The following is a 26,826-nucleotide window of genomic DNA, read 5'->3' on the forward strand; positions in this document are numbered from 1 at the left end:
GGCTGTGCGGCGACCACAAACCGGACCACCGGCAACAAATCCTGGCCGAGTTCACCGACGGGACCGCCACAGACGGCACCCTCGTGGAGAAGAGCTTCCTCAGCTCGGTGAAGGTGCTCGGCGAAGGCAGTCCCGGACGCCGAAGTCATCACCTGGCTGGGCGTGGCTCCTGGCTTGGTGAACTGGAAGCTGATGCCTGTCTTTGGCCTGCCCACCGGCGACGGTGTTGGCGTGCCATCCGGTTGAAAGGTGCCTCAGTTATTAAGGAACCGGGAGGTCCCATGTCGCAGAACGGCGAATCCCCGCGACAATGGTATGCAATGAGATGGAAACAGGCTCGAGGAAGTACGTGAGAAGATGGCACAACTCGGTGACGCAGGGGGCCTGACCAGTGGTGCTTCCGCCCTGCTGGTCACCGACGTACTGGGCGAAGTGAAGGCCTGTTCCCCCGAGGTCGATGAAGTTCTGGAACTTTCGTGCGAGCGGTTGCGGGGGCGCAGGCTCCCAGAGTTGCTGGTCGAACCGTCAGCTTGGTCTTCGCTGGTCAGGAGCGGATCACAGCATGGGTACAGCAGTGCGTCCCTAGGCCTCCCCGGCGGACGAGTCATCCAGGTGCGACTGGATTTTTTCCAGATGAGCGGAAGCGAGCCACAGTATCTGGTGATACTGACACCTCAATCTGCCGCCCGGCTGCGCGATGAGAATCAGGCACTCCTCCATGCTCTGTTCTCCCAGACCCGCGTGGGTTTTGCAATCCACGATACAGATTTGCTGGTCACACGGATCAACGTTACACCTCTGCAGGTCCTCGGCGGAGACACAAGCGCTCAGTACGAACTTCCCCTGCCGCTCAACGAGATGCTGGTCCCCCAGGATGCCGATGTCGTTCTCAGAAATCTGAGGCGTGTCCTGGAAACTGGCGAACCGCTTGTGTACTGGGAACACCGGGCCAGACTCCGCACGGAGCCAGAGCGTGAATGGTGGCTCGCTACCACTTCTCTGAGATTGGAATACGACAACGGTTCCACTCTCGGGGTTGCGAGTGTCTTCACGGATATCACTGAACAATACTTTGCGCGCCGCCGCGCGGCCCTGCTGCATTCTGCCGACGAAAAGCTCGGCTCTTCTCTGGACATTACGCAAAACGCTGAATATTTGCTACAGGTCTTGGTTCCCGATTTTGCTGACCTTGCAGCTGTCGACCTTTCCGAAGCGGTACTCGGAGGAGAAGAACCTGGTGCGGTCTTTCGCGGCTCGCCTATGCACCGAGCAGCCACCGCCCATGGGCAGGGCGAGTGGCCCTCAGATGTGTATTCGGTCGGTGACGGTTTCGTCATGGAAGCACCGCCGGACAACGGCGGGGCCGCCCCACGATTCGCGATGCGCGCTGCACATGTGGGCCTGCTTCGTACGCAGTCAGCGGAGGTACCAGTCAGTTCTCGCTGGTTGCTGCCACAGGATCGCGGGGACAGCTTGGTGGTGCCTCTTTGGGCCCGGGGCCAAGTACTGGGCACAGTCGTCCTCTGGCGCAGTGCGGAAAGGGCCCCGTTCTCCGACCAAGACGCTACCCTCGCCGACGAGGTGGGTTCACGTGCGGCTCTTGGCATCGAAAACGCGCGCCGATACAAGCGTGAGCAGAAGACGGTAGAGACTTTGCAACGCAGTCTTTTGCCGCAGCCCGTTTTCGAACTAACGGCTACTCAGGCCGCTGGTAACTACGTACCAGCCGCTACTGCCGCGGGTACAGGCGGCAGTTGGTACGACGTGATTCAGTTGTCCTCGTCCCGCGTCGCTTTCGTCATGGGGGATGTTTCCGGTCATGGTCTTGGGGCGACCGCGACGATGGGCCGATTGCGCACAGCCGTGCAGACACTGACGGACCTGGACCTTCCGCCCGACGAATTGCTCACGCGTTTGGACGACTTGGTGGTCCGTCTGGCCGAGACGCAGCCCCACACGAATACCGATGAGGAGGCTGCCAACTCCGCAGTAGGGGCCACATGTCTCTATTGTGTGTATGACCCAGTGGATGGTCGGTGCACTATGGTGTCGGCTGGTCGTTTGCCGCCCTTGATTATTCGGCCCAACGGCTCGGCTGATCCGGCTCCTCTCAACCCCGGGCCTCCGTTCGGAACTGGCGGTACTCCGTTCGACAGTATCGAGAGGTCCCTCGAACCAGGGAGCGTCCTCGCGTTTTTCAGCGAAGAACTCATCGCGGCGCGGGATGGATATACGCGAGATCAGCGCTTGGATCTGCTGCGTGAGCAGGTTGCAGGCTTGGCTGCCGACGAATGCACCCCAGCAGAAATGGGAGAGAGGGTACTTGATGCGTTGCTGCCTGACCGGGCCCCAGCCAACGATGTAGCGCTGCTGATCGCGCGCGTGCAACCATTGCCGGAAACCGCTACGGTCGGCTGGCAATTCCCCGCTGACCCGCAGGCAGTCGCAAGGGCACGGGACCTGTCCAACAGGCAGCTCGAAGCGTGGAATCTTCCTGACCAAGTGCTCGCCACCGAACTGATTGTCAGCGAGCTCGTCACCAACGCCGTCCGTTATACCGGAGGCCCCATCCAGCTGCGGTTGATTCACAATGAATCATTGATCTGCGAGGTTTCTGATCCGAGTGAGACCCAGCCACACTTGCGGCGTGCGCGGCCAAACGATGAGGGTGGACGCGGCTTGTTTCTCGTGGCTCAACTTTCCCATCGATGGGGAAGTCGATACACCGCTTCCGGGAAAACCATCTGGACCGAGCAGCTTCTTGACTGAATTTCACCCATTCTCGCTGCTGTTTCAGACGGATGTGTTTGTGGGGTTTGGGCTGGTGTATCGCGGAACCGTTTCTGACGAGGCCGGGGCGACCGGGCCGGCCGAGGCACGACGCACGCGATGTTGACTGACAGGTTCCAGCCGGTGTGTCAGCGCGGATGGATGCTGGCCGACCTGGCCCGCGCGATCGTGCTGGGTGGAAAGGCGATCGGCGACATCGCCACCCTGGAACACCGGCGTTCGCCCCTCTGAGCAACCGCCTCAGCGCTCGCGGTGGGCCGGCCCCCTGAACATGGGCGAGCTGCCGTTGCGGCAATCGGCTGCGCCATGGTGCAGGGCCACGGCGGTGCCGGTGTACTCCGCTGCACCCCGGCCGAAACCCTTCCCTTCATCATGAAACCGGTCTCGTCGAGAACGAGAAACACCTCCGTCGGTGCTGAGGTGCTCGACGGCATAGGAGCGGACATCGTCCCGGGCGGTATCGGCGTTCCAGCGGGTGCTTCGCAACAGCTGCTGCGTCGGCCCAGGACGAGTATGGTTCGCCCGCTCCGCCAGCTGCCAGCGGTTCTTCCGCACGACACCCGACAGCGACCCGAGCAGATGGGCACGAGCGGTGGCACGTGGCTCACCCCTCCCGAACCGTCCAGCAATCGGGGCCATGGCCTGGTCGAACATCGCCCGCCATCGGGCACCCTCCACGCTGTGGTCCGCAGCCACCGCACGATCTTCAGGAGTCTTCACAAACCCCGGTGATCATGCGGTGGCCGCCTCGGTTCCCGGGTGGGCCATACAAGATCGCGAAGTCACACTGGAGTACCAGGGGTACCTCATCCCTGCTGGGCACCCACCGGCGACACAAGCAAGAACACGCCCTCGCCGCATAACCAACGAGTCTCGACAACCACGGGGAAGCACAACGCCTTCACGGCCGGCCCATTCGTGCGCACTATGGGGAGCGCGCCACGAGAAGCCCGTGCTGACCACACTGACGCGCACATGTCCCAGCAACCACTCCAACCACTCCCCCGGCCTCAGCCTTGCTATGTCTTCCCATCTCAAGGGAAATCGCTGCCGCCATCAGTGCTGATGGATTCTGCGGAGCTACGCAAGCCCACCAGTGCTGAGGGGCGATCGATTCCATTCATGCTCCACCGACCGGGCGCAGCAGACCTCTGGCGCAGGGCTGCCGCCGCACATCTCCCTCGGCTCTTGATCTTCTTCCCGCTGGCCTACCAGTTGGTGCGATCCGCATGTGCAGCCGCCGCGCCAACGGTCTGTCCTCCCATAAAGGAGACTGATGAACACCGCAGTACTCGTCATCGACATGCAGAACGGGTTTTGCCACCCCAACGGAAGTCTTCCGCGTCATGTGATGGCCCTGCCTGGGACAGCCCAGGTCATCGACACCATTCGCGGGCTGCTCGAAGCAGCCCGCGCAGAGGACTTGCCCATCATCTATACGCGACACGTCTGGAGGGCCGGCCTGGTCGACTGCCCCCAATACTTGGCCCGGGATTTCCCCGCGGGTGAGCAGCCGCTTGTGCGCGGCACATGGGATGCCCAGATCGTCGACGAACTCGAACCGCACGAACACGATGTGGTCATCGATAAAAATCGGTTCGACGCGTTCCTGCACACCGACTTGGCGGTGGTTCTGCGGTCCCTCGAAGCGGATCAGCTCCTGGTGACCGGCGTAATGACGAACGTTTGCGTGGAATCAACAGTACGCACGGGCAGCCAGTTGGACTACACCATGCTGGTCGCCACAGATTGCACTGCCGGTCCTGAAGGACAGAAGGAGCCGTCCCTGACCGCCATGGAGCGGTTTTTCGCCTATCAGGTAGCACCGTGGCGCAACTGCTTTGAGACTGTAGGAGGCGCTCCGAGGTCTCCCGGCAGATACCCGGTAGGGGCCCTCCCATGAGGAAACGAGAGGTACGTCGTGGCCCCAGTGAGCAAATGCTCACCGGATTTCAAAGAAGGAATGGTCCAGGCTGCGCTCCTGTCGAACACGGCCATCTCGGAGAGGGCCTGGGCAATTGGCCTTGAACCGGGAGAGGCTATGTGGCTGGGTGAAGAAGCACGGTAGTCCTCTCCGGTTCAGTGGCCCGCTACAGGCCGCTACAGGCCCGGCACGCAGGGGTGTAGCCCGACCGCTGGCTGCTCGTGCGCGATTCTGGCCCGGTCATCTCCCGTCTTGACGAAGGAGGGCAGGAGCGAAGGGGTCGGAACCAATGGCTTGGTGACGATGAATCAGTGAGGCGGGAGGCCCTCATCTTCCGCGTGATCCAGTGTGATGAGGTGGACGTTCTGCGGAGAGATCAGACGTGGTCGCCACCCTCTACGAGAGCGCAGTCACCATGGGCCGACTGAGCGGTCAGCCGCTCGACCAGGACACCATGGAGCGCATGTGCGCCGAGTACCGGGCCTTCCTCGCCGCGCTCGACGGCGACGCCGGGGAACTCCCCGAGGAAGGACCGGAACGACTTCCGGCGGTACTTCGACAGGGTCGTCAAGGACGAGCTGACGGCGCACCGACACTGTGGACGGCCGGCCGGGCCGTCGTCGGTCCGCTCCCAGGCGCGATCACCGTCGCCTCGCTTCCCGAGCCCTACCGGCGAAGGGCCGGCCTGCCCGAGATGCCCGGCGCCACGACGCTCATGCAGGGCGCCTACCTCGCCGCCCGGCTCAGCCGTTTCCTGCCCGAGGGCTGGATCGATGCCGAAACCATCATCGAGGCCCTCTCGCGCCCAACAGCGACGCCCCCCGCCCGGACCGTGACCGCGCTGCGCGCCCGCATGAAGCGAGCATCGGCCCTGCTCCGCCTCCTCACACCACGGAGGAGTGACACCCGGCCCCGACCCGGTCCCGGCCGCCTCGGCGGCCACGGGAGAGGGCCAGCGCTCGGCGGAGGAGTTCTTCCGTCAGGTGCTGGACCAGACTGGCGACGGCCACCTCGACTGGCCTGACCTCGCCGCCATGGCACGCGAACTGGCCACCCGCCTTAGCCTCGACGAACCCGGGGGGGGGGACCTGGCTCTACGACGCCTCCGCCGCCTGGTGCCGCGAGCTGCAGGCCGCCCTCGACACGGACGGCGACGGCCGTGTCCCCTCTGGTCGAGCGCGGCCCTCTTGGCGGGGTCCAGGTCGGCGTTGCGGAGGAAGTCGCGTGCCTTGCCGGGTATGTCGAGGGTGACCGGCAGTTCCCCGGCCGGGGTGTGCTCATGGCCGGCCGCGGTGTGTTCGGGCATGAGGTCGGCGACGGCCGTACGGACGGCGCCGCGGCTGACGTCGTGTTTGCGGGCAAGGGCGGCGATGGAGCGGCCCTCCAGGTACGCGGTGCGCACGGCGTCGGTCTTGTCGGCCGCCACAGTGGGGCGGCGTCCGCCCTTGCTGCCCTTGACCTCGGCAGCCCGGAGCCGGTCGTACGTCAGCTCCGTTGGAGGCGTTGGAGGTCGTGCGGGAGTTCGCCGACGGCGGCGAGGGTCTGCGCCATGAACTTCACGGTGGACAGCAGCTCGCCGAGTGCGCGGGTGGCGGTCGGTGAGGTCCATTGTGGAGAACGCGCCGTCGTGAATGCGCACCACCACCTGACGGTGTAGGACGTCAAGTACGTCGAGGGCGTTCGCGGTCGAAGCCGGGCGGACGCCCGCCCGCCGAGTCCTGGCGCAGACGGTGGCCAGCCTGGTCTCGCTTCTCCGGAACGGTGTGCGGGATCTGCCGCTTGACGCAGGTAGTCACGCATCTGGCAGGAGGAGTAGGCGCGGTCGACGATTACGTGATCAGAGCAGGCCAGCGGAGGCCCGGTGCCGGGCCGGAGCACGTGGATGCGGTCCCTGACTTCGGTGAACTGAGGTGCGTCATCGCGCTGTCCGCCGGTGACCACGACCACGAGAATGTGCCCGGAAGCGTCGGCGGCCAGGTGGAGCTTGGTCAGCCCGCCCTGCGAGCGGCCGAGCCCGTGGTCGTCCGGCTCGGCCGCCAAGCTGTCCGGGCCCTTCCGGCCCGGACGGTGTGTGCCCCCTTTTGCGGGCTCCGGCCGCGTGCTGGTGAGCTCGGCAGACCGTTCAGTCCACGGACGCCTCCCACTCGTGCCCTGCACTATCGGCCTTGACCTGCAGCTTCTTCAGGACGTGGGCCCAGGTTCCGTCGATATGCCAGCGGCGGAAGAGCGTATGTCCGGTCTCCCACAGACGGCCCGTACCGCTCGGGTGTGTCCCGCCACGGCGACCCGGTTCTGGCCCGCCATCAGATCACGTTGAAGACCTGCAGCCGGTCCCGGGGCTTGCGCCCCATCACCGGCAGCGGCGACAACACCGCCTCCAGGCGTCCCACTTGTTGGCCCGCCAGGTCCCCACGAGCCATTGCGAGAGCGTTCACCACCTTGATCAACAACTCGAACAGGACCTAACAGCCTGCGCGCCACGCCGGTGAGCTGGACGAACCCACCTTCTGCCATGTGGCGAAGTAGCCATGGCAGGTGTCCCAGGCCGGGAAGTCGTGCGGCAGGTGGCGCCAAGCGCACCCTGGTGCGGTCCTCGTATGGATCGCGTTCGTGATCTCACGGCGCACAGATCGCGCTCCGGCGGGCGCCGATGTTCAGGGCGTGCCGACCGCCGTCCGGCTCGGTCAACTCCCAGCGGCCGCGCAACACAAACAAGGTGACGCAACACAAACAAGTGAGCAGTGCGCCGACAGCTCCACAAGACGATCGTCTCGTGTCCAAAATTGCTGGAGAAAGCGCATCTATAGAGAGAAAACAGCCTCTGCGCGTTTCCAGCCTGGCCGGGTGAAGGGCGGGGTCTGAGCGTGCAGAAGCCCCAGGTACACGGGTTCACGACCAGGATCACTGGTTCTACCAGTGTGAGCGTGGGCGGCCAGGCCCTGCTCGTTCTCGCACACCTGCGCTGCGGCCATACCTACGCTGCGGGTTTTCGGGGTGGGCGCCACCACCGCCTACCGGTACATCGCCGAGACCGTCGATGTCCTGGCCGCCGCCCTCACTCCTTACGCTCGCCGAAACGGTGAGCACCGCCCTCCACCACGGTGTTCGTGATCCTGGAGGGGCATGCTGCTGCCGATCGACCGCATCGCCGCCGACCGCACCTTCTACTCCGGCAAACACAAGTGCCGACGGCACCATACGGGGGCCCTACTGGGGGCGTTGGGAGAAGCTGTCCGCAGGACAGCAGGCCGTCAACCGCTCGCACGCGGTGATCCGCGTGCTCGTCGAACAGGCAATGGCCGCCCTCGAGACCTGGCGACTCCTGCACAGGCTCCGGCGCTTCACCACCCGAATCACCAACCCCGTCCCAAACCGTCCTCCCTCTGCACCGAACCTTCCCAAACTGAGGTTGGGAACGCTCGCTGCTTCCTCTCGGCTACTGGCTTCTTCGAGAAGCTGACTCGAAATGCGGTCCTGTGCACGAGCGTACGGAAGATCAATCCAAGATATTGTTGTGCTCGTTTCGGTGAGTGCTGGAAGCGGGAGGAAACGTGCGATGAGCTGCTCTCCTTTCGGTTCCTTCCACAGTTCGACCAGTCCTGTGACAGGAAGGGAGCCGTCAGTGACCGGCGCCGTCGGGGGCTCCAGGTGACGGGGAACGACGACCGTCTGCGTCGTCAGCTGCTAGCGACATCCCCGGACCTCGATGAGGACGCCCTGTTGCGGTTGGCCTTGCAGCACATCGTGGTGGCTCTCGGCGGGTTGGGCGGTCTGGCACACCTGGCCGAGTTGCGGGAGACCGGTGGCTTTCTGCGCCTTGTGGCGACAACGGGGCTCCCTGAGGCAGTTGCGCAGCGATGGGAACGTCTGCAGTCCGTGGATGATTCGGCTCCTGAAAGAGCTGCACTCCACAGGGAGATGGCTTGGTCGTTGACCTGGCCTTCCACCTCCGTTCCAGCGCCGGCGGACTCGGAGAGTGCGCCAGCGGGGTGGAGCTCTGTGGGAGCCTTCTCCGTTCCGCTGCTGATCGAAGATCGTCTCGTGGGCACAATCTCCACTCTGTTGTGCGGGAAGCCGCCCCCGGATCGGCAGGAATACGCAGCAGAACTCGCCTTGGTGATCGGCCGCAGATTGGCGCAGATCCAGGCACAGTGCGCCGGTCGACCGCAGGTGTGGCGTGATGGCTATGGCTCCGAGCAGCGTCGTCGGGCGTTGGCGATCGCCCAGGTGGGCACCTGGGAGTGGGAGAAGGCCACCGGTGTGACAATGGATGACGTCGGTGAGGACCTGGTGGATCTGGCAGGGCTGACTCCGCGCACATGGGATCACCGGCCTGAGACATGGCTGGCTCGCATCCACCCCGATGACCGTACGGCGGTGGTTGAGGGAACCAAGCGAGCGGTGGACACGCGGGAGACATTTGCGCTTGAGTATCGCGTGCTGGATGCGAACAACCAGGTCCATTGGGTAGAGCAGCGTGGCCAGTTTGTCTATGACGAAAGCGGTGTGGCCGAAAGGGCATATGGAACCCTGGCAGACGTCACGCTGCGGCGCGGCAAACTGGAGTGGCTGACCACTCTTCAGGAACTCCACCCGGACCCTGTTTTCGCAATGTCCATGGATAACCGGGTGGCATGGGGAAATATGGTCATGCGTAATCAAGGCGCAGCCCGAGGTGTGACCATCGTCGGAGCCGTGCCTTGGGAGGCGGATGAAGCGCTGGCAGAGCTTGGGCTGCAGGAAATGCTGGCGCGTGCCCGCGCGGCGGGCGGGACAGCCATCACGCAGGAGCTGCAGATCCTGAGAGAGCCCGCCACAGGAGCGATGGTGGCCTACTCCGCGCGTGCCGCCCAGGTTGGCGAGTATGTGACGGTGATGCTTGAGGATATTACCGAGCGTAAGCGTGCAGAAGAGATTGAACGAGCGCGCGCCCGGGAGCTGTGGCGGACCCTCAAGCCGAAAATCCTCCCCCGGCTAATGGCGGTGACCGTCGCTGCCCGCCATGCGACCGGCCGGTCCGTCGAGATCGGCGGCTCGTGGTACGACGCCATCCAGTTGTCTGGCGGGCGGGTGATGCTTGTCAGCGGCAGCGTGACGGGCGGTGGACTCAGTGAAGCCATCACCATGGGCCAGTTGCGTGCCACGGTGGCGGAACTGGCCGCGCTGGATTATCCACTGGCTGAACTGATGGCCCGACTCGGGGAAAGCGAGGTCGTCACCACAGCGCTCGCTGGGGATCTCCACCCCCATCTCCTGCTCGCACTGTACGACGCCACGACCGGCTGCCTGTCTCTGGTCAGTGCGGCGCACCCGCCCCCTGTTCTGGCCGCCCCGGCTCTGTCGCCCAGGACTTCCGACCTGCACGTAGGGCCCGGGCTGGGCGCCTCCCCGTTGGCTTACGAAATCACCCACGTCGATGTGCCGGAAGGGTCCCTGCTGGCTCTGTCCACATCAGGCTTCACCGGAGGACAGACCGGCGGCGGAAGTCTGCATTCCGAGGTGACGCGCTTGTTGCAGAGCGCCAGCACGTTCGAGCGTGAGACTTCGTTGGAGGAGGTATGCGACGCCCTCACAGATCTGGTGACGGACGAGAACCGCGAAGAGGATGCTGCGGTGCTTCTCTCGCGCCTGACTCGCGTGCCCCGAGAGAGGATGGCCGCTTGGGACCTTCCTTGGGATCCCCAATCTGCGAGCAGCGCCCGTAGGAAAATCGTGGCCCAGGTCTGTGAGTGGGGCAGGGAAGACCTTGTGTTCACAGCCGAGCTTGTGGTGAGTGAACTGGTCGGCAATGTGATCCGACACACCGAGCAAGGGCCCGTGCGACTACGCCTGCTTCATCTGGACCATGACCTTGTCATCGAAGTTTATGACGGCAGCCAGTCCATGCCTCATATGCAGCCTATCCGGCTCATGGAGGAGAGCGGTCGTGGTCTGATGATGATCGGGGAAATGGCGGCGGCAATGAACGGCAGCTGGGGTGCACGGTACACCCCGGACGGAAAATGCATCTGGGTGAGGCTGCGGCAGGAGGAGAAGGAAAGCCAAGGCCAGGGGCCTGCAGTCCCCGGCCTGCTGTCTGCATTGGAAGAGGCTACGGCGGCGGAGGAGTAATTGCGGGCCGAAGCGAGCGAAGTCCTGGTCTCATGAAGTGCCTTTTGGCGGGGCATCTATTGATCAGGAGAACTTCGGGTTCACGCTTGCTGGACTGGGTCCGCCTGGAGCCCGTGGTCCTCGGCACGGTGGGAAGCCTCCCGGGCCCGGTGAGCGGGACCGCATTGTGCGGGCGGTGGCGGTGGCGTTGGTGCGGCGTGCGAGGGCTGCGTTACAGCGTGCGGCCGAGGGGCTGTCCGGCGCCGTCGATTCCCAGGGCCCAGGCGGCTTGGCTGGTGGTGTACCCGCGTTCCAGGAAGAGCGTGACGAGGGCGACGACGACGTACATCGCGAAGCTCGACAGAGTGAAGGCCGTGGCGAGCAGGTGGAACGGCCTGCTCGCGCCCGGCCTCGCAGGGCCTTTGGCCGGGTGTGCCGGAGAGGTCGGGGCGTCCGGCCAGAGTGCGCGCAAGGCCAGGGTGTGGCCGGGATGGTGACGGGGTGGCGAGGATACCGGCGAGCACAAGGCAGGTGGGCACTCCGGCGCTCTCGGCTGGTCAGGCGGGCACCAAATCCAGCGCGGCCAGTGCCATGAACGTCGCTGCCATGCCGCAGCCCAGCATCGCAGCACCCAGCAAGCCCAGAACGGCATGGCGGGGGCGCAAGCCGGCCCGGCGGTGGTAGGAGAACGCCAACACTCCGTAACACGCCGCATAGAGGGCGAAGAAGGCGACGTAGGCAGCCTCCCTCGGGGCAATGCCCTCACCCCCAGCGAGCATGCCCACCCCCTCGGCAACACTGCCTGCGCAGTACACGGCGAGGGTGGCGAACGCACTCCAGAGGCACACGCCGAGCACAGCAGGGCCAAGGAACCGGTGACGCGGCGGGACGACACTCAGCACCGCCACCGCCGCCCCCGCCAGCTTCAGTGCCAAAACCAGCACGTTCGCCACAGCGAACCCGATCGGATACTCCGAGGTCAGCTTGTCGTAGCCACTGCTTGCGAAGAAACCCGTAGTCAGCAGGTCAAGGCTTACCACAGCGAAACCGATACAGCTGACGGCGGCGACGCCCGCCACGACGCGGACACCGCCGGAAGCAGGAACCGGCGCAGCGCGCGGCCTCAGCGGCGGAACCTGCGCAGAAGCGGCAGAGGGTTTCATGGCACGGACGGTACGGGAGCACCCACACGCACACATCCGCCGCAAGTCTCGCCGAAAGCTGCCCACGGTCCGCCCGCAGGAGGAGACCCCTCCCGGCGGGCGGCTCCGGAGGTGCTCTGCAATCGATGAGTCCAGCAACGAACTGGGCCGGAAGGTGCTCTGCTGAGCACTCGGCCTGCGGCACAAGGAGAAGCTCCCAACCGGCGCCTCAACGCAACGGCGACTTCACACGCACGCCGGCTCCGAGATCGAAGCCGCCGACCGAATCGTGACCCGGAGTACAACCACAGCTACCCCGGCACGGCCGCCAGCGCCGCGTCTCGCCAGCGGGCGAAGAAGGCATACATGCGTGGCCAGGGCGGGAAGTCGGACGGCATCGCCCGCCATTTGACGCCGTTGTCGACGAGGCAGCGCACCGCGTCGATCATCTGCCTATGGCAGTAGCCCTCCGGACGGCCGCCTCGGCCCGCCGGCCATCTCGGCACCGGCAGCACATCCCGCACCGACGCCCACTCGTCATCGCTCATGTCCGAGCCGTACCGTGGCCGGCCGCTCCGGCCGGTCGGCCGCGTTCCCGAACCGATGGGTGAGACAGCCACACCCAGGAGTGGCTCGACCGGACCCGGCAACCACGACCACGCGCCATGTCGACAACAGGGCCTCGCTTCTTGCTGGACTCGACAACCGCGAGCCACCAAGAGGCCCTTCCTCCATGCCCCGTCGTCGGTCAACGCACCCGATACAGGACCTCGTTCGAAGCAGGTGGGGTTGTCGACGGTGGTGATGACGCTGACGGTGGGGCGGAGGTGACTGCGATCGTGAAGCAGAGCCGCATGCTCGCGGCCAGGTCCACGCGAGCGGTGAACCTGCCGTCGGCGTGGCCCTCGACGCTCGTGTAGTCGGTAGGGGACGACAGGTGGTGGAGCCCGTTCGGGCGCTGCGCCGCGCGAGTAGGTGTTGAGCGGGTTCTTTGCGGCGGGCACGCCGAGTGTCGACAGCACCGTCCTGGTCCGTCACAGCGGGGTCGACGGCCGCCGGATCGATTACATCCGCGGTGACGACAGCGAGCCGGTCATGGTGGAGCGGAAGCGCGTGGGGCTGCCAGGTCATTGCGGTGATCTGGCGTCCGGCGGCGAGTGCGACCCGTGAGCAGGTGGCCGGTGGGGCCACTGGCTCCAGAAGACGGCAATGCGCATGCCGCATGTCCTTCGAGATTGCGATTTCCGGTGAACGGGTCCGCTCGGCTGTCATTCCGAGGCCCGACATGCTTCTGTGTTTCGCCCAGGATCGCCCAGCCATCCACCACCGGGCTGACGTGCGCGAGCTTGTCGGGGTTGCTACGGCGCGGATCGTCTGGAGCCGTCCGTCGCGGACGTCGAGGTCAAGGTGTCGATGACGTTACCTGTGCGCTCTCGGAAAATCGCTCCTGGTTGGCAGTTGACCCGGCGCGGTTCCACGTGGCCGCCGGTCCGGGAGAACGCGGGAGGGGGAGGGCGGCGAGTAGCTGGGAGACGTGGTCGGCGCCGAAGATGCCCTCGGCTCACCGCAGGGCCTTGCCGCTGCTGTCGGCGACCATGCGGACATCAGCGGCGAGCAGTTCCTGCAACCTGTCAACGCTCCCCTCGCGGAGGGCATCGAGGAACCCTTCAGAGGGTTCTTCGCGCTCACGCCGGCGGGCCTCGAACCGCGGCCGGCCCACGTCCAAGTGGCGACGCGCCCGCACCGCGAGCTGGCGGCACGCCGCCTCCGAGCGGCCCACCGCCGAGGCGATGTCCGGGTCGCCAAACCCGAACACCTCGCGCAGCACGAACACCGCCCGCTGCAGCAGGGTCAACCGCTCCAGCAGAAGCAGGACAGCCATGGACACATGCGGCGGCGCGAGTCGGTCAGCTCCGCCGACCGCGGGTGAGCCTTATGTGCTCCCGGGCCAGTGTTCATGACGACGCAGAACGCGATGCTGCACTGCTGCACAAGATGAAGGGTGGAGCCGGACGCCGGAAGGCTCTGGAAGCCATCAAGGCAGAGGCGCCGGCCGTCGGACGGGTCGCCCAGAGCCCGGGTCGCCACGAGCCGAGTCCGAGGGGACCCGCAGGGCCTGCTCGACGTGCTCGCGTCTGAGGTCGTCCACATGGGCGACGGCGGCGGCGTGAAGCACGCCGTGCTGCGGCCGATCGCCGGCGCCGACAAGGTGGTCCGCCTCCAGCGGACCGCCCCACCGGCGGCCATCAGGGTGTTGGCTCGGTCGCGCCTCAAGCCTTTCTGCCCCTCTTGGTGGTTGGACATGGTCCAGCCTGCTGATGCGTCGAGACGATACGGTACGTCTCGTTGCACCGGATGAAGTCCCGACGGGGCGTGTGAGGCCGCTCACAAGGCATGAGTGCATGTCACAGCCGCGCAGGGTGTTTCGTCTCAGGAAGCATGACGAACACGACGAAGACCTCGGTGCTGGTCACCGGAGGCAACAAGGGACTAGGTCTCGAGACGGCCAGACGGCTCGGCGGACTGGGCTGGACGGTCTTCCTCGGCTCGCGTGACGAAGACCGTGGTCGCGCGGCAGCCGACAAGCTGCTCGCCGACGGCGTCCATGTGGTGATGGTTCCGCTCGACGTGACGTCGAACGCGTCGGTAATGACTGCGGTCGCGCGTGTCCGTGCGCACACCGACCGGCTCGACGTGCTGGTCAACAACGCCGGGACCCCGGGGAGCCTCGTGCCGCCTGCGGACGCGACGGCCGAGGACCTCCACCCCGTCTTCGACACGAATGTGTACGGACCCGTCAGGGTCACGCAGGCGTTCCTTCCGCTGCTGGAAGCGGCGGAGAACCCGCGTGTGGTGATGGTGTCCAGTGCGGGCGGCTCGTTCAGCGTGGTGACCGACCCGGGACAGCCGGTCTCGAAGATGCACGAGCTTGCCTACAGCACTTCCAAGGCGGCACTGAACATGATCACCGTTCGGTATGCGCAGGCGCTTCCGAGGATCAAGTTCAACGTCGTCACGCCCGGGGAGGTCGCGAACCGCAAGTTCGCCGCGACCGACATGAACAAGCACACCGGCGCGCTCACGGTCACCGAGGGCACCGACTCGATCGTTCGCCTGGCGACGCTCGGCCCGGACGGGCCGAGCGGGACGTTCACCGACCGTCTCGGTCCCGTTGGATGGTGATTCTCGGCGTGTGGATCGGCTGCCCGTAGCGCCGGACCGCCGGAGATGGTGCGGAACGGAGCCTCGCTGCTGTTTCGGGAGCGGGCACGGTGCCGACAGCGCCAGAACGAACTGCAAGGCGAAGAGGAAGGATCGGTCGTGAACCGGGCACGGACATTCGAGGAGCTTCGGCCACTGCTGTTTTCGATCGCCTACCGGATACTCAGTAGTGTCACCGAGGCCGAGGACGCCGTCCAGGAGACCTGGCTGCGCTGGGAAGCTTCTGAGGCCCGGACCGAGTCGCCCAAGGCATACCTGTCAACGGTGGTGACCCGAGTCGCCCTCGACGTACTGCAGTCGGCACGGGTGCGGCGAGAGGCTTACACGGGCACGTGGTTCCCTGAGCCGCTGCTGAGCGACCCGTACCAGGATCCCGAGCGCTCGGCCGAGTTGGCTGACTCGCTGTCGATGGCTGCGTTGCTGCTCATGGAACGCCTCAGCCCGCTGGAGCGTGCGGTGTTCGTGTTGCGTGAGGTCTTCGCGTTCAACTTCGAGGAGATCGCTGCTGCGGTGGGCCGGTCGGAGTCGGCGTGTCGACAGCTGGCCGTACGGGCTCGGCGACACATGGAGGAGGGCCGACCGCGCTTCGACGCGGACCAACGCGAGCGAGACAAACTGGCGGAGCGGTTTTTCAACGCGCTCCGAGAAGGCGACGTCGATGACTTGCGTGATCTGCTCGCCGCGGATGTGTCCATGGTCGGCGACAGCGGTGGCAAGAGTCCTCAGTTGGCCAGGGGGATCATGGGCGCCGACAACGTGGCCCGTTTGTTCGCTGCGTACTTCCCGATGCTGGTGCGCATCGACGTGACGTGGCAGCCGCACGAGCTGAATGGCCAGCCCGGCGCGATCTTCTGCGACCGGGAGGGCAAGGTCCTGGCCGCCATGGTCCTCGACGTCCGCGAGGGGCAGATCCAGACGATCCGTTCGGTGACCAACCCCGACAAGTTGGCGCATATCGGGCCGGTAGCGGACGCGTGGGCGGTCAGCCGGGAGGCCAACCGCGCAGCCCGCGCGGCGCGGCGGGAGCAGGAAGGCTAGCCGAAGGGCTCGGCCCGGCAGCCGCCCCCGCGTGCCGGTCAAAGCCTGTCCTGCGCAGGGCAGGCGTGACGCATGAAGTGGTAACTCTCGGATTCAATTCCAGAAAAGAGGGATTCCCTTGATCTCGTTTGCCGGCATCGTCCCGGCTGGACCAGAGCTGGACCAGGTGAGAGTGAGGCCGCTCCTGACGGGGAGCGAATTCGAATTCAAACTGGTGGAGTGTCCGCCCGATTCGCCGCCGCAAGAATGTCGGCGCGACGGGGTCGACGAGGGTGCCCGGCTCCTCGCAGGCACCCTCCCCGTTCGGGTGCGGATGGCGCGCACCTCGCCCTCATTCGCCTGCGGTTTCCGTGAGTCGGTTGGTTCGCAGAGATGAGTACGACCAAAACAGCACCAGCGGGTGCACGCACCGATGCGCCGTCGGCGGGTGTCCGGATTGCCGACTGGGCGGACGGACGGCTCGGAATCTACAATTTCCGGTTTTTGATCCGCAAGGTCTTCCCCGACCACTGGAGCTTCATGTTCGGTGAGATCGCGCTGTACAGCTTCATCGTGCTGTTGCTCACCGGCGTGTGGCTCACCATGTTCTTCGACCCGAGCATGACGGAGGTCGTGTACGAGGGCACGCACGCCCCGCTGCACGGCGTCCCTATGTCCCGGGCCTACGAGTCGACGATCGAGATCAGCTTCGACGTGCGTGGTGGCCTGCTGATCAGGCAACTGCACCACTGGTCGGCCCTGATCATGATCGGCGCCCTGTGCATCCACACACTCCGGCACTTCCTGACCGGCTCGTTCCGCAAGCCGCGCGAGGCCAACTGGCTGATCGGCTTCATGCTGCTGGTCCTGGTCACCTTGGAGGGCTTCCTCGGGTACTCGCTCCCCGACGATCTGCTGTCCGGTACCGGTCTGCGCATCGCTGAGGGGGTCACCCTCGCGATTCCGCTGGTCGGCACATACCTGGCGATGTTCCTGTTCGGCGGCGAGTACCCGGGCCACGACGTGATCGGCCGGTTCTACAGCTTCCACATCCTGCTGGTGCCGGGCATCATCCTCGCCCTGGTCACCGTCCATCTGATCCTGGTCTTCTACCACAAGCACACCCAGTTCAGAGGCCCCGCGCGCACCGAGCAGAATGTGGTCGGCCAGCCTCTGCTGCCGCACTACACGGCCAAGGCCGGCGGCTTCTTCTTCCTGGTCACCGGCCTGCTCGCGCTCCTCGCCGGCATTGCCCAGATCAATCCGGTGTGGAGGGTCGGCCCCTACCGGGCCGAACAGATCTCGCAGGGTTCGCAACCCGACTGGTACATGGGCTTCCTGGAGGGCGCCCTGCGCGCCATGCCGGCCTGGGAGTTCGTCCTGCCCGGCGGTTACACCGTCAACATGGGCGTGCTGCTCCCGGCCGTCGTGCTGCCGACGGTGATGATGCTCGTGATCGCCCTGTGGCCGTTCCTGGAGGCTTGGGTCACCGGTGACCAGCGGGAGCATCATCTGCTGGACCGGCCCCGCGACCACCCCACGCGGACCGCATTCGGCATCGCGTTCGTCTCGCTGTACCTGGTGCTGTTCTTCGGCGGCGCCAACGACGTCCTGGCCGAGAGCTTCCACCTGTCGCTCAACGCCATCACCTGGGCTGTGCGGTTCGGCTTCTTCGTAGTCCCGGCGCTGACGTACATCATCACCAAGCGGATATGTCTCGCCCTGCAGCGGCGGGAGCGCGACGAGCTCCTGCACGGCCGGGAAACCGGGCGGATCCGCAGGCTGCCGCACGGCGAGTTCGTCGAGGTGCACGAGCCGCTGGACCGCTGGCACGAGTACACCCTGCTGGCCAGGGAGGACTACAAGCCGCTCCCGAAGCCGCGGGCGGAGCACGACGGCGTGCGCAACCCGGGGTACCGCAAGCAGATGCTGCGCTACAGATTCAGCCGCTGGCTCTACGGCGGAAACATCGCCAAGCCGACGGCGCAAGAGCTGGAGCACGGGGCCCTGGAGCACGGCGACCACGCGCCCCACGGTCCCGGTTCGTCAGGCGGCCACGCGGCGATCGGCGCGCAGCGCAGCTCTGCGGTGGACCAGGAGTCGGACCAGTCACTGAACTGACCGGCAAGGCAGAGTTGCCCCTTTGCCGTCGCCGGGCGTGCACCGGGCTGTCGCGAAAGCCGTCGACGTCATGCCCAGCCGTCTCGGCGGCAGGCGGATTTGCGCGAACGGCCTCCGCCGGAGAGAGAACGCAGGACGTACGGGGAGGAGGGTGGGTGAGATGACGCTGGATGAGCACGTTGCCGACGGCCACGGCCATGCCGTGGTCATCGGCGCGAGCCTCGCCGGGCTCACCGCGGCGCGAGCCCTGGCCAACTTCATGGACCGGGTCACCGTGGTCGAACGCGACTGGGTGCCGCGCGGGGCCGGGCGGCGCCGCGGCGTGCCCCAGGCGCGGCACACTCACGGCCTGACCACCGCCGCCCAGCATGGCCTGGAGCTGCTGTTCCCCGGCATCCTTGGGGAACTGGCGGACGCCGGGGCGGTTGTGGTGCGGATGACTGAAGACGTGCTGCTGCTCGGCCCGGCCGGCTGGCTGCCCCGCGCGGAGAGCAATCTGTCGTCGCTCAGCGCCAGCCGCGACCTCATGGACGCGCTGATACGCGACCGGCTGCGCGCCGACCCGAAAGTGACCTTCCTGCAACAGCATGACGCCGTCTTGCTGGAGCCCGGCCAGCAGGACACCGTCACCGGCGTGTGGGTGCGTGGCCGCGACCGCCGCGTGCCCGGCGGATGGGGGGAGCGACGCCTGCTCGTCGCCGACTTCGTCGTGGACGCCACCGGTCGCGCCTCGCGCGCACCCCAGTGGCTCGCCGAACTCGGTTACGTACCGCCCCGTGATACGACCGTGGAGTCCCGCACCGCCTTCGCCACCGCTGTGTTCGCGCCGCCGGTAGGCCATGTCGCGGACTGGAAGAGCCTGCTGCTGACGCCCGCCCCCGGCCACCCGGCCTGCGGCATGCTCAACCCGGTCGAGGGCGGCCGCTGGTCGGTGTCGGTGTGCTCCGGCGACGGCTCCCGTCCGCCCACCGACCACACCGGGCTGCTGCGTGCCGCGGGCGCACTGCGCGATCCGCTGCTGCACGACGTCCTCCAGGCCGCAACGCCGCTCGGCCCGGTCTACAGCTGCGGCCCCAGCGGAAACCGCTGGCGGCACTACGAGAAACTGCGCCGCTGGCCGGACCAGTTCCTCGTCGTGGGTGACGCCGTCGTGGCCCTCGACCCGGCACACGGCCAGGGCATGACGGTCGCCGTGCACTGCGCCCTGGTCCTGGACCAGTTGCTGGCCGCACACGGCACAGCCGTGGGCCTCGGCTATCGCGTACGCAGGGCGATCGCCCATCGGCTCTCCCCCGTCTGGGAGGCGAGCACCCGTGCGCTGCGTGCCGCGCACGGTGAGCAGGATCCGCGGGCGGGCGGCTGGCGGGCCCGACTCGGCAGACGGTACGCGGCCCGGATCGCGGCGGCGGCGGCCACCGAACGGGCTGCGGCGAACCTGCTGCTCCAGCAGCTCCAGAACGCCGCCGCGCCCTCGGCGGCGCTGCGGCCTGCGGTGGTGCGCGCCGCGCTGCGCGGTCCGCGCGCCCCGGTCGCGGCGGGACCGCCCAGTTCCACCCACGGCCCGAACACGGCAAGGATCGCCAGACGTCAAACCGGTCGCCCAGACACCCCACCGCTCCGCGAACACCCCCACGGTCAGCCCGCCGTAGGCACCGGGGTGGCCCTGCACCGTCCCAGCTCCTCCCCCACCATCAGGTGACCGACCGCCTCAAGGAGCACCATGTCCACTCCGGTCGACGACCCTTGCACCTCAGCCACGGTGGTCCCTCGCTGACGTCGACACTGCACCGTCCGTCCGGTGTCCGGGTTTCGTCTGGCGTGCGCATAGAAGCCCGACGAGCAGATCTGAGTGCTACAAGTACCGGAAGGTCACCTCGCCGCTTCCGACGCCGGCCAGTGATCAGCAGCCCGGGACAACCGCTGTCCGCTCTGCAGCAGCGCGGATCCCGTGCTGTCCGCCGCCTTTGTGCTCACCTGGAGGTGACGCTGACTCTAACGTCGGCGCGGCCCGTCGTCCTGGGGTCGGTCGAGGCCCCGCCTGGACGAGGACATGCGAGCGGCATGGGCGTCGTTCGAGACGGCCTGCCAGTTCTACGGCACATCTCGGCTTCTGGCGTTGCCCAGCTCGACGTAGCCCAGGGCGGTGTGGAAACCGGGCGAGCGGTCCAGGTCGGTGACGCGGTAGGCGACCAAGAGCGTCTTCACACTGTCATCTCGGGTCGGCGCACCCGGTAGCGCAGGTGCGTGACATCTCGGTCCTCGAGCCGTCGGACGAGGTCGAGTTCGATGTGGTCACCGCCCAGATGGTCGAACAGCCTTCGGCCGTCTCCGAGGAGGACCTGAACCAGGTGGATCTCCATCTCGTCCATCTGCCCGGCGCGGAGGAGCGCTTGGGCCGCACCCGCCCCATGGACCATGACCGGCCGGTCCCCGGCGGCTGCGCGAGCCTGGCGGGCACACTCCTCGACATCGGTGACGAAACGCGCGTGGCCGGGTGGTACGTCCCCGTCGGCCACCTGGTGGGTGAGGACGAAGATCGGCACGCCGTCGTGGTGGTCGCCCTGCCAGCGCCCGGCGAGTTCGAAGGTCCGACGGCCGGAGATCACCGCGCCGGTCGCCAGCGCTTCGCGGAAGACCTGGCCGCTCGGACCGTCGGACTCCCGATCGTCGAGCCAGTTGAAAAGCCGTCCGCCGTCGCGTCCGAGCTCCTGACCTGGCCGATCGTCCGGCCCGGCGATGTAGCCGTCGAGCGACATCGACATGTACAGCCGAATGGGATTGGTCATCCTGGCCTCCATTACTTCTCCACGGCAGCGGGACCCGCTGCTTCCTGATCCGCAGGCGGGGCGGGAATGTCACAAGGAAGACTTCAGGCAACAGGCAAACTCATCGGCTTGACACGCCGGCGCTGTCGGCCGAGGAGCGGCGGGGAACCAGTGGGTGAAGGTCATTGGACGCGTGGCCGAGTTGCTGCGATGCGTCAGCCGGATTCGCCGGCTGCCCGGGGACCTAACCCCTCAGGGCTGAGGGGGCGTTGCGATCTGCCATGGACGCGTCCGTTCTCGTCGGTGGCGGGTGTCACGTCGTCAGGCGGTCGCGCTGTGTCGCGCACAGCTCCCAGATGGTGTTGCGGGTGGTTTCGTCGAGGACCGCAGCGGGCCACGGGGTGGGGGCGGCCTTGCTGTTGAAGTAGGTGCCGTGGGTGTCCTGAACCTCGGGGCTGGAGGCGAGGTACACGCTGGAGCGCGTGGCCCTGAGCAGCGCCCGGTGCCCGTACACGACGGGCATCGCGAGCCGCAGCAGCGGCACGATCGGGCGGGCCGGCGGCGGGTAGCTGCTGGTGGCAAGGTTCTTGTTCATCGAGGTGTAGGCGTGCCCGGGATAGGCGACGTTCAGCGTCACTCGCGTCGTCTCGAGCTCCTGCGCGAAGCGGTAGCTCATCGCCATCTGAGCCAGCTTGGTCTGGTTGTAGAACGACAACCCGACATAGGACTTCTCGCCCTGCAGGTTGGTCAGGTCGATCCGTCCCCGCGGGATGCCGCCGGTGATGTTGATGACCCGGGCCGGCCCCGAGGCCGTCAGGGCCGGCATCAGCCAGTGAGTAAGGCAGAACGGCGCGACCACGTTCACCGCGAACGCCGTCTCGATGCCGTCCTCAGTCAGTTCGCGGTGGGATCGGGTCGCTCCGGCGTTATTGATCAGCACATCCACGCCACCGATCCGGGTGCCGACCTCCTCGGCGAGGCGATGGACATCGCGGAGCCGGGACATGTCGGCCGTTATCGCCATGACGCTTTCGTTCCCGCTGGAGCGGCGGAGGTCCGCCACAGCAGCGTCGGCGCGGTTCTCGTCGCGGCCGACGAGGATGACGCCGGCGCCGAGCCCCGCCAGTTGGCGCGCGGTCTCCTTACCGATGCCCCCGGTGCTGCCGGTCACCAGGACGGTCTTGCCTTCCATCGTCACCACTCCATTCCCCATCTGGTATCTGGTATCTGTCACTCGGTGACACTATAGACAGTCGATGACGCAAAGTAGACTTGGTGCATGGGAGAAGGACTGCGCGAACGCACCCGCCGAGCGGTACGGGCAGAGATTGCCGAGGTGGCCATCGGCCTGTTCGTCCGCCAGGGGTTCGACAACACGACCGTCGAAGACATCGCTCAAGCGGCCGGCATGACCAAACGCAGCTTCTTCCGCTACTTCGCCACCAAGGAAGACGTCGTCTTCGACGGCGTCGACCTCACCGGAGAGAAGGTGGTTGCCGACATCGCTGCACGGCCTGCCGAGGAAGGGCCATGGGAGTGCCTGCAGCACGTCCTTGGGGCCTGGCAGGAGGAGATCCATGCCAGCGAGCAGGTGCTCGCAACGCTCCGCCTCATCGAAGCCACGCCCGCACTGGTCGGAAGACTCCACCAACGCCGAACAGAATGGCGCCGGCGAGTCAGCGACGCACTCCAAGGGCGGCCAGGCGTCGATATCGACGCGTACACCGCGGACCTGCTCACCAACGCCGCCACCGCAGTGCTCGACGCCGTGTCCAGCGAGTGGGTGCGATCAGACGGGAAGGCGAAACGCTCAGCTCTCCTGGAGCAGGGGTTCCGTCAGCTCCACGTAGACCCGAACCTGCGACAGGCGTGATCGCGCTGCCTGCTGGCTGCTGGCTGCTGGCTGCGTCCTCCCCCGCAACAACTAGGGGACGTGCCCTCACTGGTGCGCCACGCTCCCAGCCATCGAGTTGCCGCAAACCAGCCCTTCCCGGGAGGAGCGGCCAGGGCGGGGTCAGGAGAGGGGTCGACGCGATCGCCGCCGTCATCCGCCGATGCGGATCCGCCCGTGCACGCAGCCATCCCACCCCGCGTCTTGCGCCCCATCAGCACGGGACGGCGTTCTGCGCCCGGATCAGCCCGACGTTCACACCGCGACCGGAGCTTTGATGGCTGGATGGTGTTCGTAGTCGAGCACTTCCACATCGGAGTAGGCGTATTCGAAAAGCGAGTCGGCTTGACGCAGACGCAGTCGGGGGAACCCGAACGGGATGCGCGAGAGCTGCTCGGCCACCTGCTCGACGTGATTGTCATAGATGTGGCAGTCGCCTCCAGTCCAGATGAAGTCACCCGGTTCGAGGCCGACCTGCTGCGCCACCATGTGCGTGAGCAGGGCATAGCTGGCGATGTTGAACGGGACACCGAGGAACAGGTCGGCGCTGCGCTGGTACAGCTGGCAGGAGAGCTTGCCGTCGGAGACGTAGAACTGGAAGAAGGCGTGACACGGCGCGAGAGCCATCTTGCCCAGCTCAGCGACGTTCCAGCTGGAGACGACCATTCTGCGGGAGTCCGGATCCCGGCGCAGAGTGTCGAGAACCTCGCTGACCTGGTCGATGTGCCTGCCGTCCGGAGCGGGCCATGAACGCCACTGTACGCCGTAGACCGGCCCCAGGTCGCCGTTCGAGTCGGCCCATTCGTCCCAGATGGTGATGCCGTGCTCATGCAGCCACTCGACGTTCGAGTCACCTCGCAGGAACCACAGCAATTCGTACACGATGGACCTGAGATGCACCTTTTTGGTGGTGATCAGCGGGAACCCCTGCGAGAGGTCGTAGCGCAGCTGGTGCCCGAAAACACTTCGGGTGCCGGTGCCCGTCCGGTCGGCTTTGGCCGTCCCGGAGGTGAGTACCAGCCGCAACAGGTCTTCGTACTGGGTGTCCGCCACGGCTGTCGAGTCTACTGGCCGCCAACAGGCGGGCGTCGTGTGTGAGGGCACTGTGGCGGAGCCGGTGCAGGGGAGCGCCGGCGTCCCGGCCGGGCCCTTGCGGCCGGTGGATCGCCTTGCGCTCGACGGACAGCCAGCCGGACGGGCCGGCCGGTGTGTTCCTGGGCGGCAGCGTGCAGGGCGGCCAGGTCTGCGGTCTCGTTGGGGGCGGTACGACGGCTTCGGTGCGGGTGGTGCCGGCGGCCCAGCCGTTGCTGGTCGCATAGCGGCACACGGTGCGGTAGTGCGGTAGTCCTAGGTATCGCCCCAAGCCGAGCGCGTGACGGCGTGGGCGTGGCCGACGTAGCCGGGCAGCGACAAGAATGCAGGCACGACCCGCTCCTGGCCGCCGGTTTGCATCCGCCCCTTGCGTGCACGCCGTGCCCGACGCTCGTTCACACGTGGCCGGACGCGGGGCGGCCCCATGCCGTTCGCTGTGCGCGTTCACCATGCCCACGACGCTACGGAACCGCGGGTCAGCCGGCGATGGAGCAAGCACCCGGATCAGAGGTTCGGGATTCCCGAACCTTGGCAGGCAGCTCGGCTGCCAAGGGCGGGAAGGCCGGGACCCGCCGGGCCCCGGCCTTCCGCGGGGCGAACCGCCCGGCCATGCCGCATCGTGGTGGTCACTAGTCGGACGGTCCGGCCCCGGACTTGCTCATTCGTTCATGGAGAGTCCCAGCAGGACGGTGTCCTGAGGGATGTTGTGTGTCTCGTTGCGGTTGAAGGGCAGGTCCCACTCCTTCCCTGCGGTCTTCAGGTGGAGGGAGCCGCGGTTGTTGGCGGTGTGCACCTGGCGGAGCTCCCCGTGCTGGTCCGGGTTGGCCGCCCGGCCGGAGCCGCTCCAGCAGACGCTCGTGTCGGCGGGGTCGTCGTTGATGGTGTCGTAGTCCAGAACGAGGGATCCGGCCGGAGCGACCGAGCAGTAGGCCCAGCGGTCGATGGACTTCGCCGAGACGTCGCCTGCCGTGGCTGACCCGGTGCCGGCGGGTGCAGCGTTGGCGGGCGCAGCGATGGCCCCGAGGCCACCGACGGCGGCCAGCAGGGTCGCGGCGACGGCCGTCCTGCGTACGGATCGGAACATGCTCTCCCCCATGGGTTGGGCTCGTAGGCCACAGCGGGCAAGTGCTTCCCCCAGCCCCCGTGGCCGCTGTCACTCCCACCGCCCTCGCCGACCACTCGTCTCGGGCGGTGGATGTGTCCCACTCTGCACTCCGGCCCCGGCCCTTTCGCACTGACACCTGTCAGGGCCGCCACCGTTCGTGCCGATGAGGCGTTCGGTCCTCGGCAGACCAGGACAGCGGACCAGGACCCTTCACACCCGCGGCAGAGTTCGAAACACCACACGAGGGCGGCGGCCGACGACGGGCACGCGCGTGTCTCTTTGTCACGCTGCGCGGGAATGCGCGGAGTTCATGCGATCTTGTCGCCGTAGATGTGGTCAACGTGCAGCTCGATGAGGACCCGCCGGTCGGCGACCATCACCTGGCGGTACTCGTCCCAGTCCGGGTGCTCGCCGGCTGCGGTGCGGTAGTAGTTGACCAGTGCCTCGACAGCAGGATCGTCAGGCGCCGTGCCGGGACCGTGCAGCGTGACGACGCCCTCGGCGGTGGCCCAGGCGCGCCCGTCCCCGCTGGTGACCACGAGCGCGGCCTGTGGGTCTCTGCGAAAGTTGCGGGTCTTCGCGAGTCCCTCTCGGGTCGAGATCAGGACGACGTCGTTGACCGGGTCGTAGCTGGGTTGGACTGGAGAGAGTTGGGGCCTGCCGTTGGACCTGAGTGTGGCGAGTATGCCGAGTGAGCCGGCAGCCAGGAGTCCCCGAAGGCTGTCTTGGCTCATTCCGGGCTCCGGAACTGGCTGATCATCGCGGCGTATCCCGACTGGCCGAGCCCTTCGGCGATGGCACGGTCGGCGACCGCCTTGATCTGAAGTGGCAGGTCGGTGCTGACTCGATGGGCGCTGCTCTCGTCGACGAGATGAGTCATGGCGGCCAGGTGGGTGGCGATCGTCGAGTCGTCTCCGGGGAAGACGCCGGTGTCGATCTGCTCGGCGTAGCCGGCGAGCCATCCGGCGGTGGTGGCGATGCCGCCTTGCAGGACCGGAGTGAGTGCGGTTGCGGAGACCCCTGCCGACTGGAGGAGTGCGGCGGCGTGGAGGAAGGCGTTCAGGATGCTCCACATCATGCCCAGCACAGCGACATCGTGGAGTGCAGCGAGGCCCGGGTCGTTGCCGAGGAACGTCGGGGTGGCCAGTTTCCGCAGCGTGGGGTTGTGTTGGTCGAAGGCGTCTTTGTCGCCGGAGTAGAGGATGGCGGCCTCATAGGTGCCGATGCCCGTAGGGGCAGCCAGGATTGCCCCGTCGAGGTAGGCGATCTCGTGCTGGGCGGCCCAGTCGGAGAGGTCGCGGGCCTCGCTCGATGACCCGGACGTCAGGTTGATGAGCGTGCGGCCCCGTAGCTCGGCGGCGAGTGGTCGGACAAGCTCGCGGACGGCGTTGTTGTCGGTGATGCAGACGATGACGAGGGAGCCGGCTGTGATCGCTTCGCCTGCCGAGTCCGCCCGGCGTGCACCGCGGCTGATCAGGTCCGTGCCCTTGTCAGTGGAGCGGTTCCACACCGTCGTCGGGTGCCCCGCGGCCAGGAGCGTGCCGGCCAGGGCGTGCCCCATCAGTCCCAGGCCGAGGAGGGTCACCGATCCAGCCTGATCGGATCCTGCGTGATCGTGTTCTGAACTGGTCATGCCGGTATCTTCAACGTTGATATCGGTATGAAGG

Annotated in this window: 23 protein-coding genes and 3 pseudogenes; 13 read left to right on the plus strand and 13 right to left on the minus strand. The window is 66.7% G+C overall.

What is annotated here, in order from left to right:
• The first annotated feature begins 357 nt into the window (after nucleotides 1-357).
• Nucleotides 358-2,769: an ATP-binding SpoIIE family protein phosphatase gene (locus ITI46_RS09050; RefSeq protein ID WP_209238925.1), complete on the plus strand. Its 2,412-nt coding sequence runs from the start codon at nucleotides 358-360 to the stop codon at nucleotides 2,767-2,769.
• A 120-nt stretch (nucleotides 2,770-2,889) separates the two neighbouring features.
• The gene (locus ITI46_RS35450) at nucleotides 2,890-3,021 is read left to right on the plus strand and encodes a hypothetical protein (protein WP_280634741.1); all 132 of its coding nucleotides are present in this window, start codon (nucleotides 2,890-2,892) and stop codon (nucleotides 3,019-3,021) included.
• Between the two features lie 90 nt (nucleotides 3,022-3,111).
• Here the strand turns inward: ITI46_RS35450 and ITI46_RS36220 are convergent.
• Nucleotides 3,112-3,429, minus strand: a pseudogene (locus ITI46_RS36220) (transposase); the annotation flags it as partial.
• A 637-nt stretch (nucleotides 3,430-4,066) separates the two neighbouring features.
• On the opposite strand from ITI46_RS36220, the gene ITI46_RS09055 reads away from it, so the two are divergent.
• Both ITI46_RS09055 and ITI46_RS36010 read left to right on the plus strand, forming a co-directional pair.
• Nucleotides 4,067-4,693 carry a cysteine hydrolase family protein gene (locus ITI46_RS09055; protein ID WP_209238926.1) on the plus strand — a complete coding sequence of 209 codons (627 nt, stop codon included), beginning with the start codon at nucleotides 4,067-4,069 and terminating at the stop codon, nucleotides 4,691-4,693.
• A 394-nt stretch (nucleotides 4,694-5,087) separates the two neighbouring features.
• Nucleotides 5,088-5,914 (plus strand): annotated as a pseudogene (locus ITI46_RS36010) (oxygenase MpaB family protein); the annotation flags it as partial.
• Between the two features lie 285 nt (nucleotides 5,915-6,199).
• Here ITI46_RS36010 and ITI46_RS34700 read toward each other — a convergent pair.
• Both ITI46_RS34700 and ITI46_RS09075 read right to left on the minus strand, forming a co-directional pair.
• Complete coding sequence (locus ITI46_RS34700; protein WP_247745705.1) at nucleotides 6,200-6,754, minus strand: transposase; 555 nt, start codon at nucleotides 6,752-6,754, stop codon at nucleotides 6,200-6,202.
• Nucleotides 6,755-7,176: 422 nt separating this feature from the next.
• Nucleotides 7,177-7,341 carry a transposase gene (locus tag ITI46_RS09075; RefSeq protein WP_209238927.1) on the minus strand — a complete coding sequence of 55 codons (165 nt, stop codon included), beginning with the start codon at nucleotides 7,339-7,341 and terminating at the stop codon, nucleotides 7,177-7,179.
• Nucleotides 7,342-7,632: 291 nt separating this feature from the next.
• Between ITI46_RS09075 and ITI46_RS34705 the strand changes: the two are divergent.
• Together ITI46_RS34705 and ITI46_RS09080 are read left to right on the plus strand one after the other, a co-directional pair.
• Nucleotides 7,633-8,121 (plus strand): annotated as a pseudogene (locus tag ITI46_RS34705) (transposase); the annotation flags it as partial.
• A 592-nt stretch (nucleotides 8,122-8,713) separates the two neighbouring features.
• Nucleotides 8,714-10,825, plus strand: a complete 2,112-nt coding sequence (locus ITI46_RS09080; protein ID WP_209238928.1) for an ATP-binding SpoIIE family protein phosphatase — start codon at nucleotides 8,714-8,716, stop codon at nucleotides 10,823-10,825.
• Between the two features lie 211 nt (nucleotides 10,826-11,036).
• On the opposite strand, the gene ITI46_RS09085 is transcribed toward ITI46_RS09080, so the two are convergent.
• The 3 genes from ITI46_RS09085 to ITI46_RS09095 all read right to left on the minus strand — a co-directional run bounded on the left by ITI46_RS09085 (nucleotide 11,037) and on the right by ITI46_RS09095 (nucleotide 12,494).
• A complete protein-coding gene (locus ITI46_RS09085; RefSeq protein WP_209238929.1) occupies nucleotides 11,037-11,276 on the minus strand; it encodes a hypothetical protein in 240 nt (79 codons plus the stop codon).
• A gap of 85 nt (nucleotides 11,277-11,361) precedes the next feature.
• Complete coding sequence (locus ITI46_RS09090; RefSeq protein ID WP_209238930.1) at nucleotides 11,362-11,967, minus strand: hypothetical protein; 606 nt, start codon at nucleotides 11,965-11,967, stop codon at nucleotides 11,362-11,364.
• A gap of 290 nt (nucleotides 11,968-12,257) precedes the next feature.
• Nucleotides 12,258-12,494, minus strand: a complete 237-nt coding sequence (locus ITI46_RS09095) for a transposase (protein ID WP_247745706.1) — start codon at nucleotides 12,492-12,494, stop codon at nucleotides 12,258-12,260.
• A gap of 430 nt (nucleotides 12,495-12,924) precedes the next feature.
• On the opposite strand from ITI46_RS09095, the gene ITI46_RS09100 reads away from it, so the two are divergent.
• Nucleotides 12,925-13,116 carry a hypothetical protein gene (locus tag ITI46_RS09100; RefSeq protein ID WP_209238961.1) on the plus strand — a complete coding sequence of 64 codons (192 nt, stop codon included), beginning with the start codon at nucleotides 12,925-12,927 and terminating at the stop codon, nucleotides 13,114-13,116.
• 391 nt (nucleotides 13,117-13,507) lie between these two features.
• On the opposite strand, the gene ITI46_RS35760 is transcribed toward ITI46_RS09100, so the two are convergent.
• A complete protein-coding gene (locus ITI46_RS35760) occupies nucleotides 13,508-13,828 on the minus strand; it encodes a sigma factor-like helix-turn-helix DNA-binding protein (RefSeq protein ID WP_307808102.1) in 321 nt (106 codons plus the stop codon).
• A 557-nt stretch (nucleotides 13,829-14,385) separates the two neighbouring features.
• Here ITI46_RS35760 and ITI46_RS09110 point away from each other — a divergent pair.
• The 4 genes from ITI46_RS09110 (at nucleotide 14,386) to ITI46_RS09125 (ending at nucleotide 20,005) form a co-directional block, all read left to right on the plus strand.
• The gene (locus ITI46_RS09110) at nucleotides 14,386-15,129 is read left to right on the plus strand and encodes an SDR family NAD(P)-dependent oxidoreductase (protein ID WP_209238931.1); all 744 of its coding nucleotides are present in this window, start codon (nucleotides 14,386-14,388) and stop codon (nucleotides 15,127-15,129) included.
• Nucleotides 15,130-15,267: 138 nt separating this feature from the next.
• The gene (locus ITI46_RS09115; RefSeq protein WP_209238932.1) at nucleotides 15,268-16,206 is read left to right on the plus strand and encodes an RNA polymerase sigma-70 factor; all 939 of its coding nucleotides are present in this window, start codon (nucleotides 15,268-15,270) and stop codon (nucleotides 16,204-16,206) included.
• Nucleotides 16,207-16,578: 372 nt separating this feature from the next.
• Nucleotides 16,579-18,306, plus strand: coding sequence for a cytochrome bc1 complex cytochrome b subunit (gene qcrB / locus ITI46_RS09120; RefSeq protein WP_209238933.1), 1,728 nt, complete (start codon nucleotides 16,579-16,581; stop codon nucleotides 18,304-18,306).
• A gap of 160 nt (nucleotides 18,307-18,466) precedes the next feature.
• Nucleotides 18,467-20,005, plus strand: a complete 1,539-nt coding sequence (locus ITI46_RS09125) for an NAD(P)/FAD-dependent oxidoreductase (RefSeq protein ID WP_209238934.1) — start codon at nucleotides 18,467-18,469, stop codon at nucleotides 20,003-20,005.
• A gap of 502 nt (nucleotides 20,006-20,507) precedes the next feature.
• Here the strand turns inward: ITI46_RS09125 and ITI46_RS09135 are convergent.
• Together ITI46_RS09135 and ITI46_RS09140 are read right to left on the minus strand one after the other, a co-directional pair.
• Nucleotides 20,508-21,092 (minus strand): dihydrofolate reductase family protein, encoded by a 585-nt coding sequence (locus ITI46_RS09135; RefSeq protein ID WP_209238935.1) that lies wholly within the window; start codon nucleotides 21,090-21,092, stop codon nucleotides 20,508-20,510.
• Nucleotides 21,093-21,384: 292 nt separating this feature from the next.
• The gene (locus tag ITI46_RS09140; RefSeq protein ID WP_247745707.1) at nucleotides 21,385-22,263 is read right to left on the minus strand and encodes an SDR family NAD(P)-dependent oxidoreductase; all 879 of its coding nucleotides are present in this window, start codon (nucleotides 22,261-22,263) and stop codon (nucleotides 21,385-21,387) included.
• Nucleotides 22,264-22,350: 87 nt separating this feature from the next.
• Between ITI46_RS09140 and ITI46_RS09145 the strand changes: the two genes are divergently transcribed.
• Nucleotides 22,351-22,944 (plus strand): TetR family transcriptional regulator, encoded by a 594-nt coding sequence (locus ITI46_RS09145; RefSeq protein ID WP_209238937.1) that lies wholly within the window; start codon nucleotides 22,351-22,353, stop codon nucleotides 22,942-22,944.
• Between the two features lie 273 nt (nucleotides 22,945-23,217).
• On the opposite strand, the gene ITI46_RS09150 is transcribed toward ITI46_RS09145, so the two are convergent.
• A complete protein-coding gene (locus ITI46_RS09150) occupies nucleotides 23,218-24,015 on the minus strand; it encodes a thymidylate synthase (protein WP_209238938.1) in 798 nt (265 codons plus the stop codon).
• Between the two features lie 116 nt (nucleotides 24,016-24,131).
• On the opposite strand from ITI46_RS09150, the gene ITI46_RS09155 reads away from it, so the two are divergent.
• Nucleotides 24,132-24,281, plus strand: a complete 150-nt coding sequence (locus ITI46_RS09155) for a hypothetical protein (RefSeq protein ID WP_209238939.1) — start codon at nucleotides 24,132-24,134, stop codon at nucleotides 24,279-24,281.
• A gap of 431 nt (nucleotides 24,282-24,712) precedes the next feature.
• Here the strand turns inward: ITI46_RS09155 and ITI46_RS09160 are convergent, their stop codons facing one another.
• The 3 genes from ITI46_RS09160 to ITI46_RS09170 all read right to left on the minus strand — a co-directional run bounded on the left by ITI46_RS09160 (nucleotide 24,713) and on the right by ITI46_RS09170 (nucleotide 26,792).
• Entirely contained in the window at nucleotides 24,713-25,138 is a 426-nt protein-coding gene (locus ITI46_RS09160; RefSeq protein ID WP_209238940.1) for a hypothetical protein, read from the minus strand.
• A 329-nt stretch (nucleotides 25,139-25,467) separates the two neighbouring features.
• The gene (locus ITI46_RS09165) at nucleotides 25,468-25,893 is read right to left on the minus strand and encodes a PPOX class F420-dependent oxidoreductase (protein WP_209238941.1); all 426 of its coding nucleotides are present in this window, start codon (nucleotides 25,891-25,893) and stop codon (nucleotides 25,468-25,470) included.
• Nucleotides 25,890-26,792 (minus strand): NAD(P)-dependent oxidoreductase, encoded by a 903-nt coding sequence (locus ITI46_RS09170; protein WP_209238942.1) that lies wholly within the window; start codon nucleotides 26,790-26,792, stop codon nucleotides 25,890-25,892. The genes ITI46_RS09165 and ITI46_RS09170 overlap by 4 nt, the downstream gene beginning before the upstream one ends.
• Nucleotides 26,793-26,826: the final 34 nt, after the last annotated feature.

Source organism: Streptomyces oryzae (genome assembly GCF_017676365.1).
In the GTDB taxonomy this organism is placed as follows: domain Bacteria; phylum Actinomycetota; class Actinomycetes; order Streptomycetales; family Streptomycetaceae; genus Streptomyces; species Streptomyces oryzae.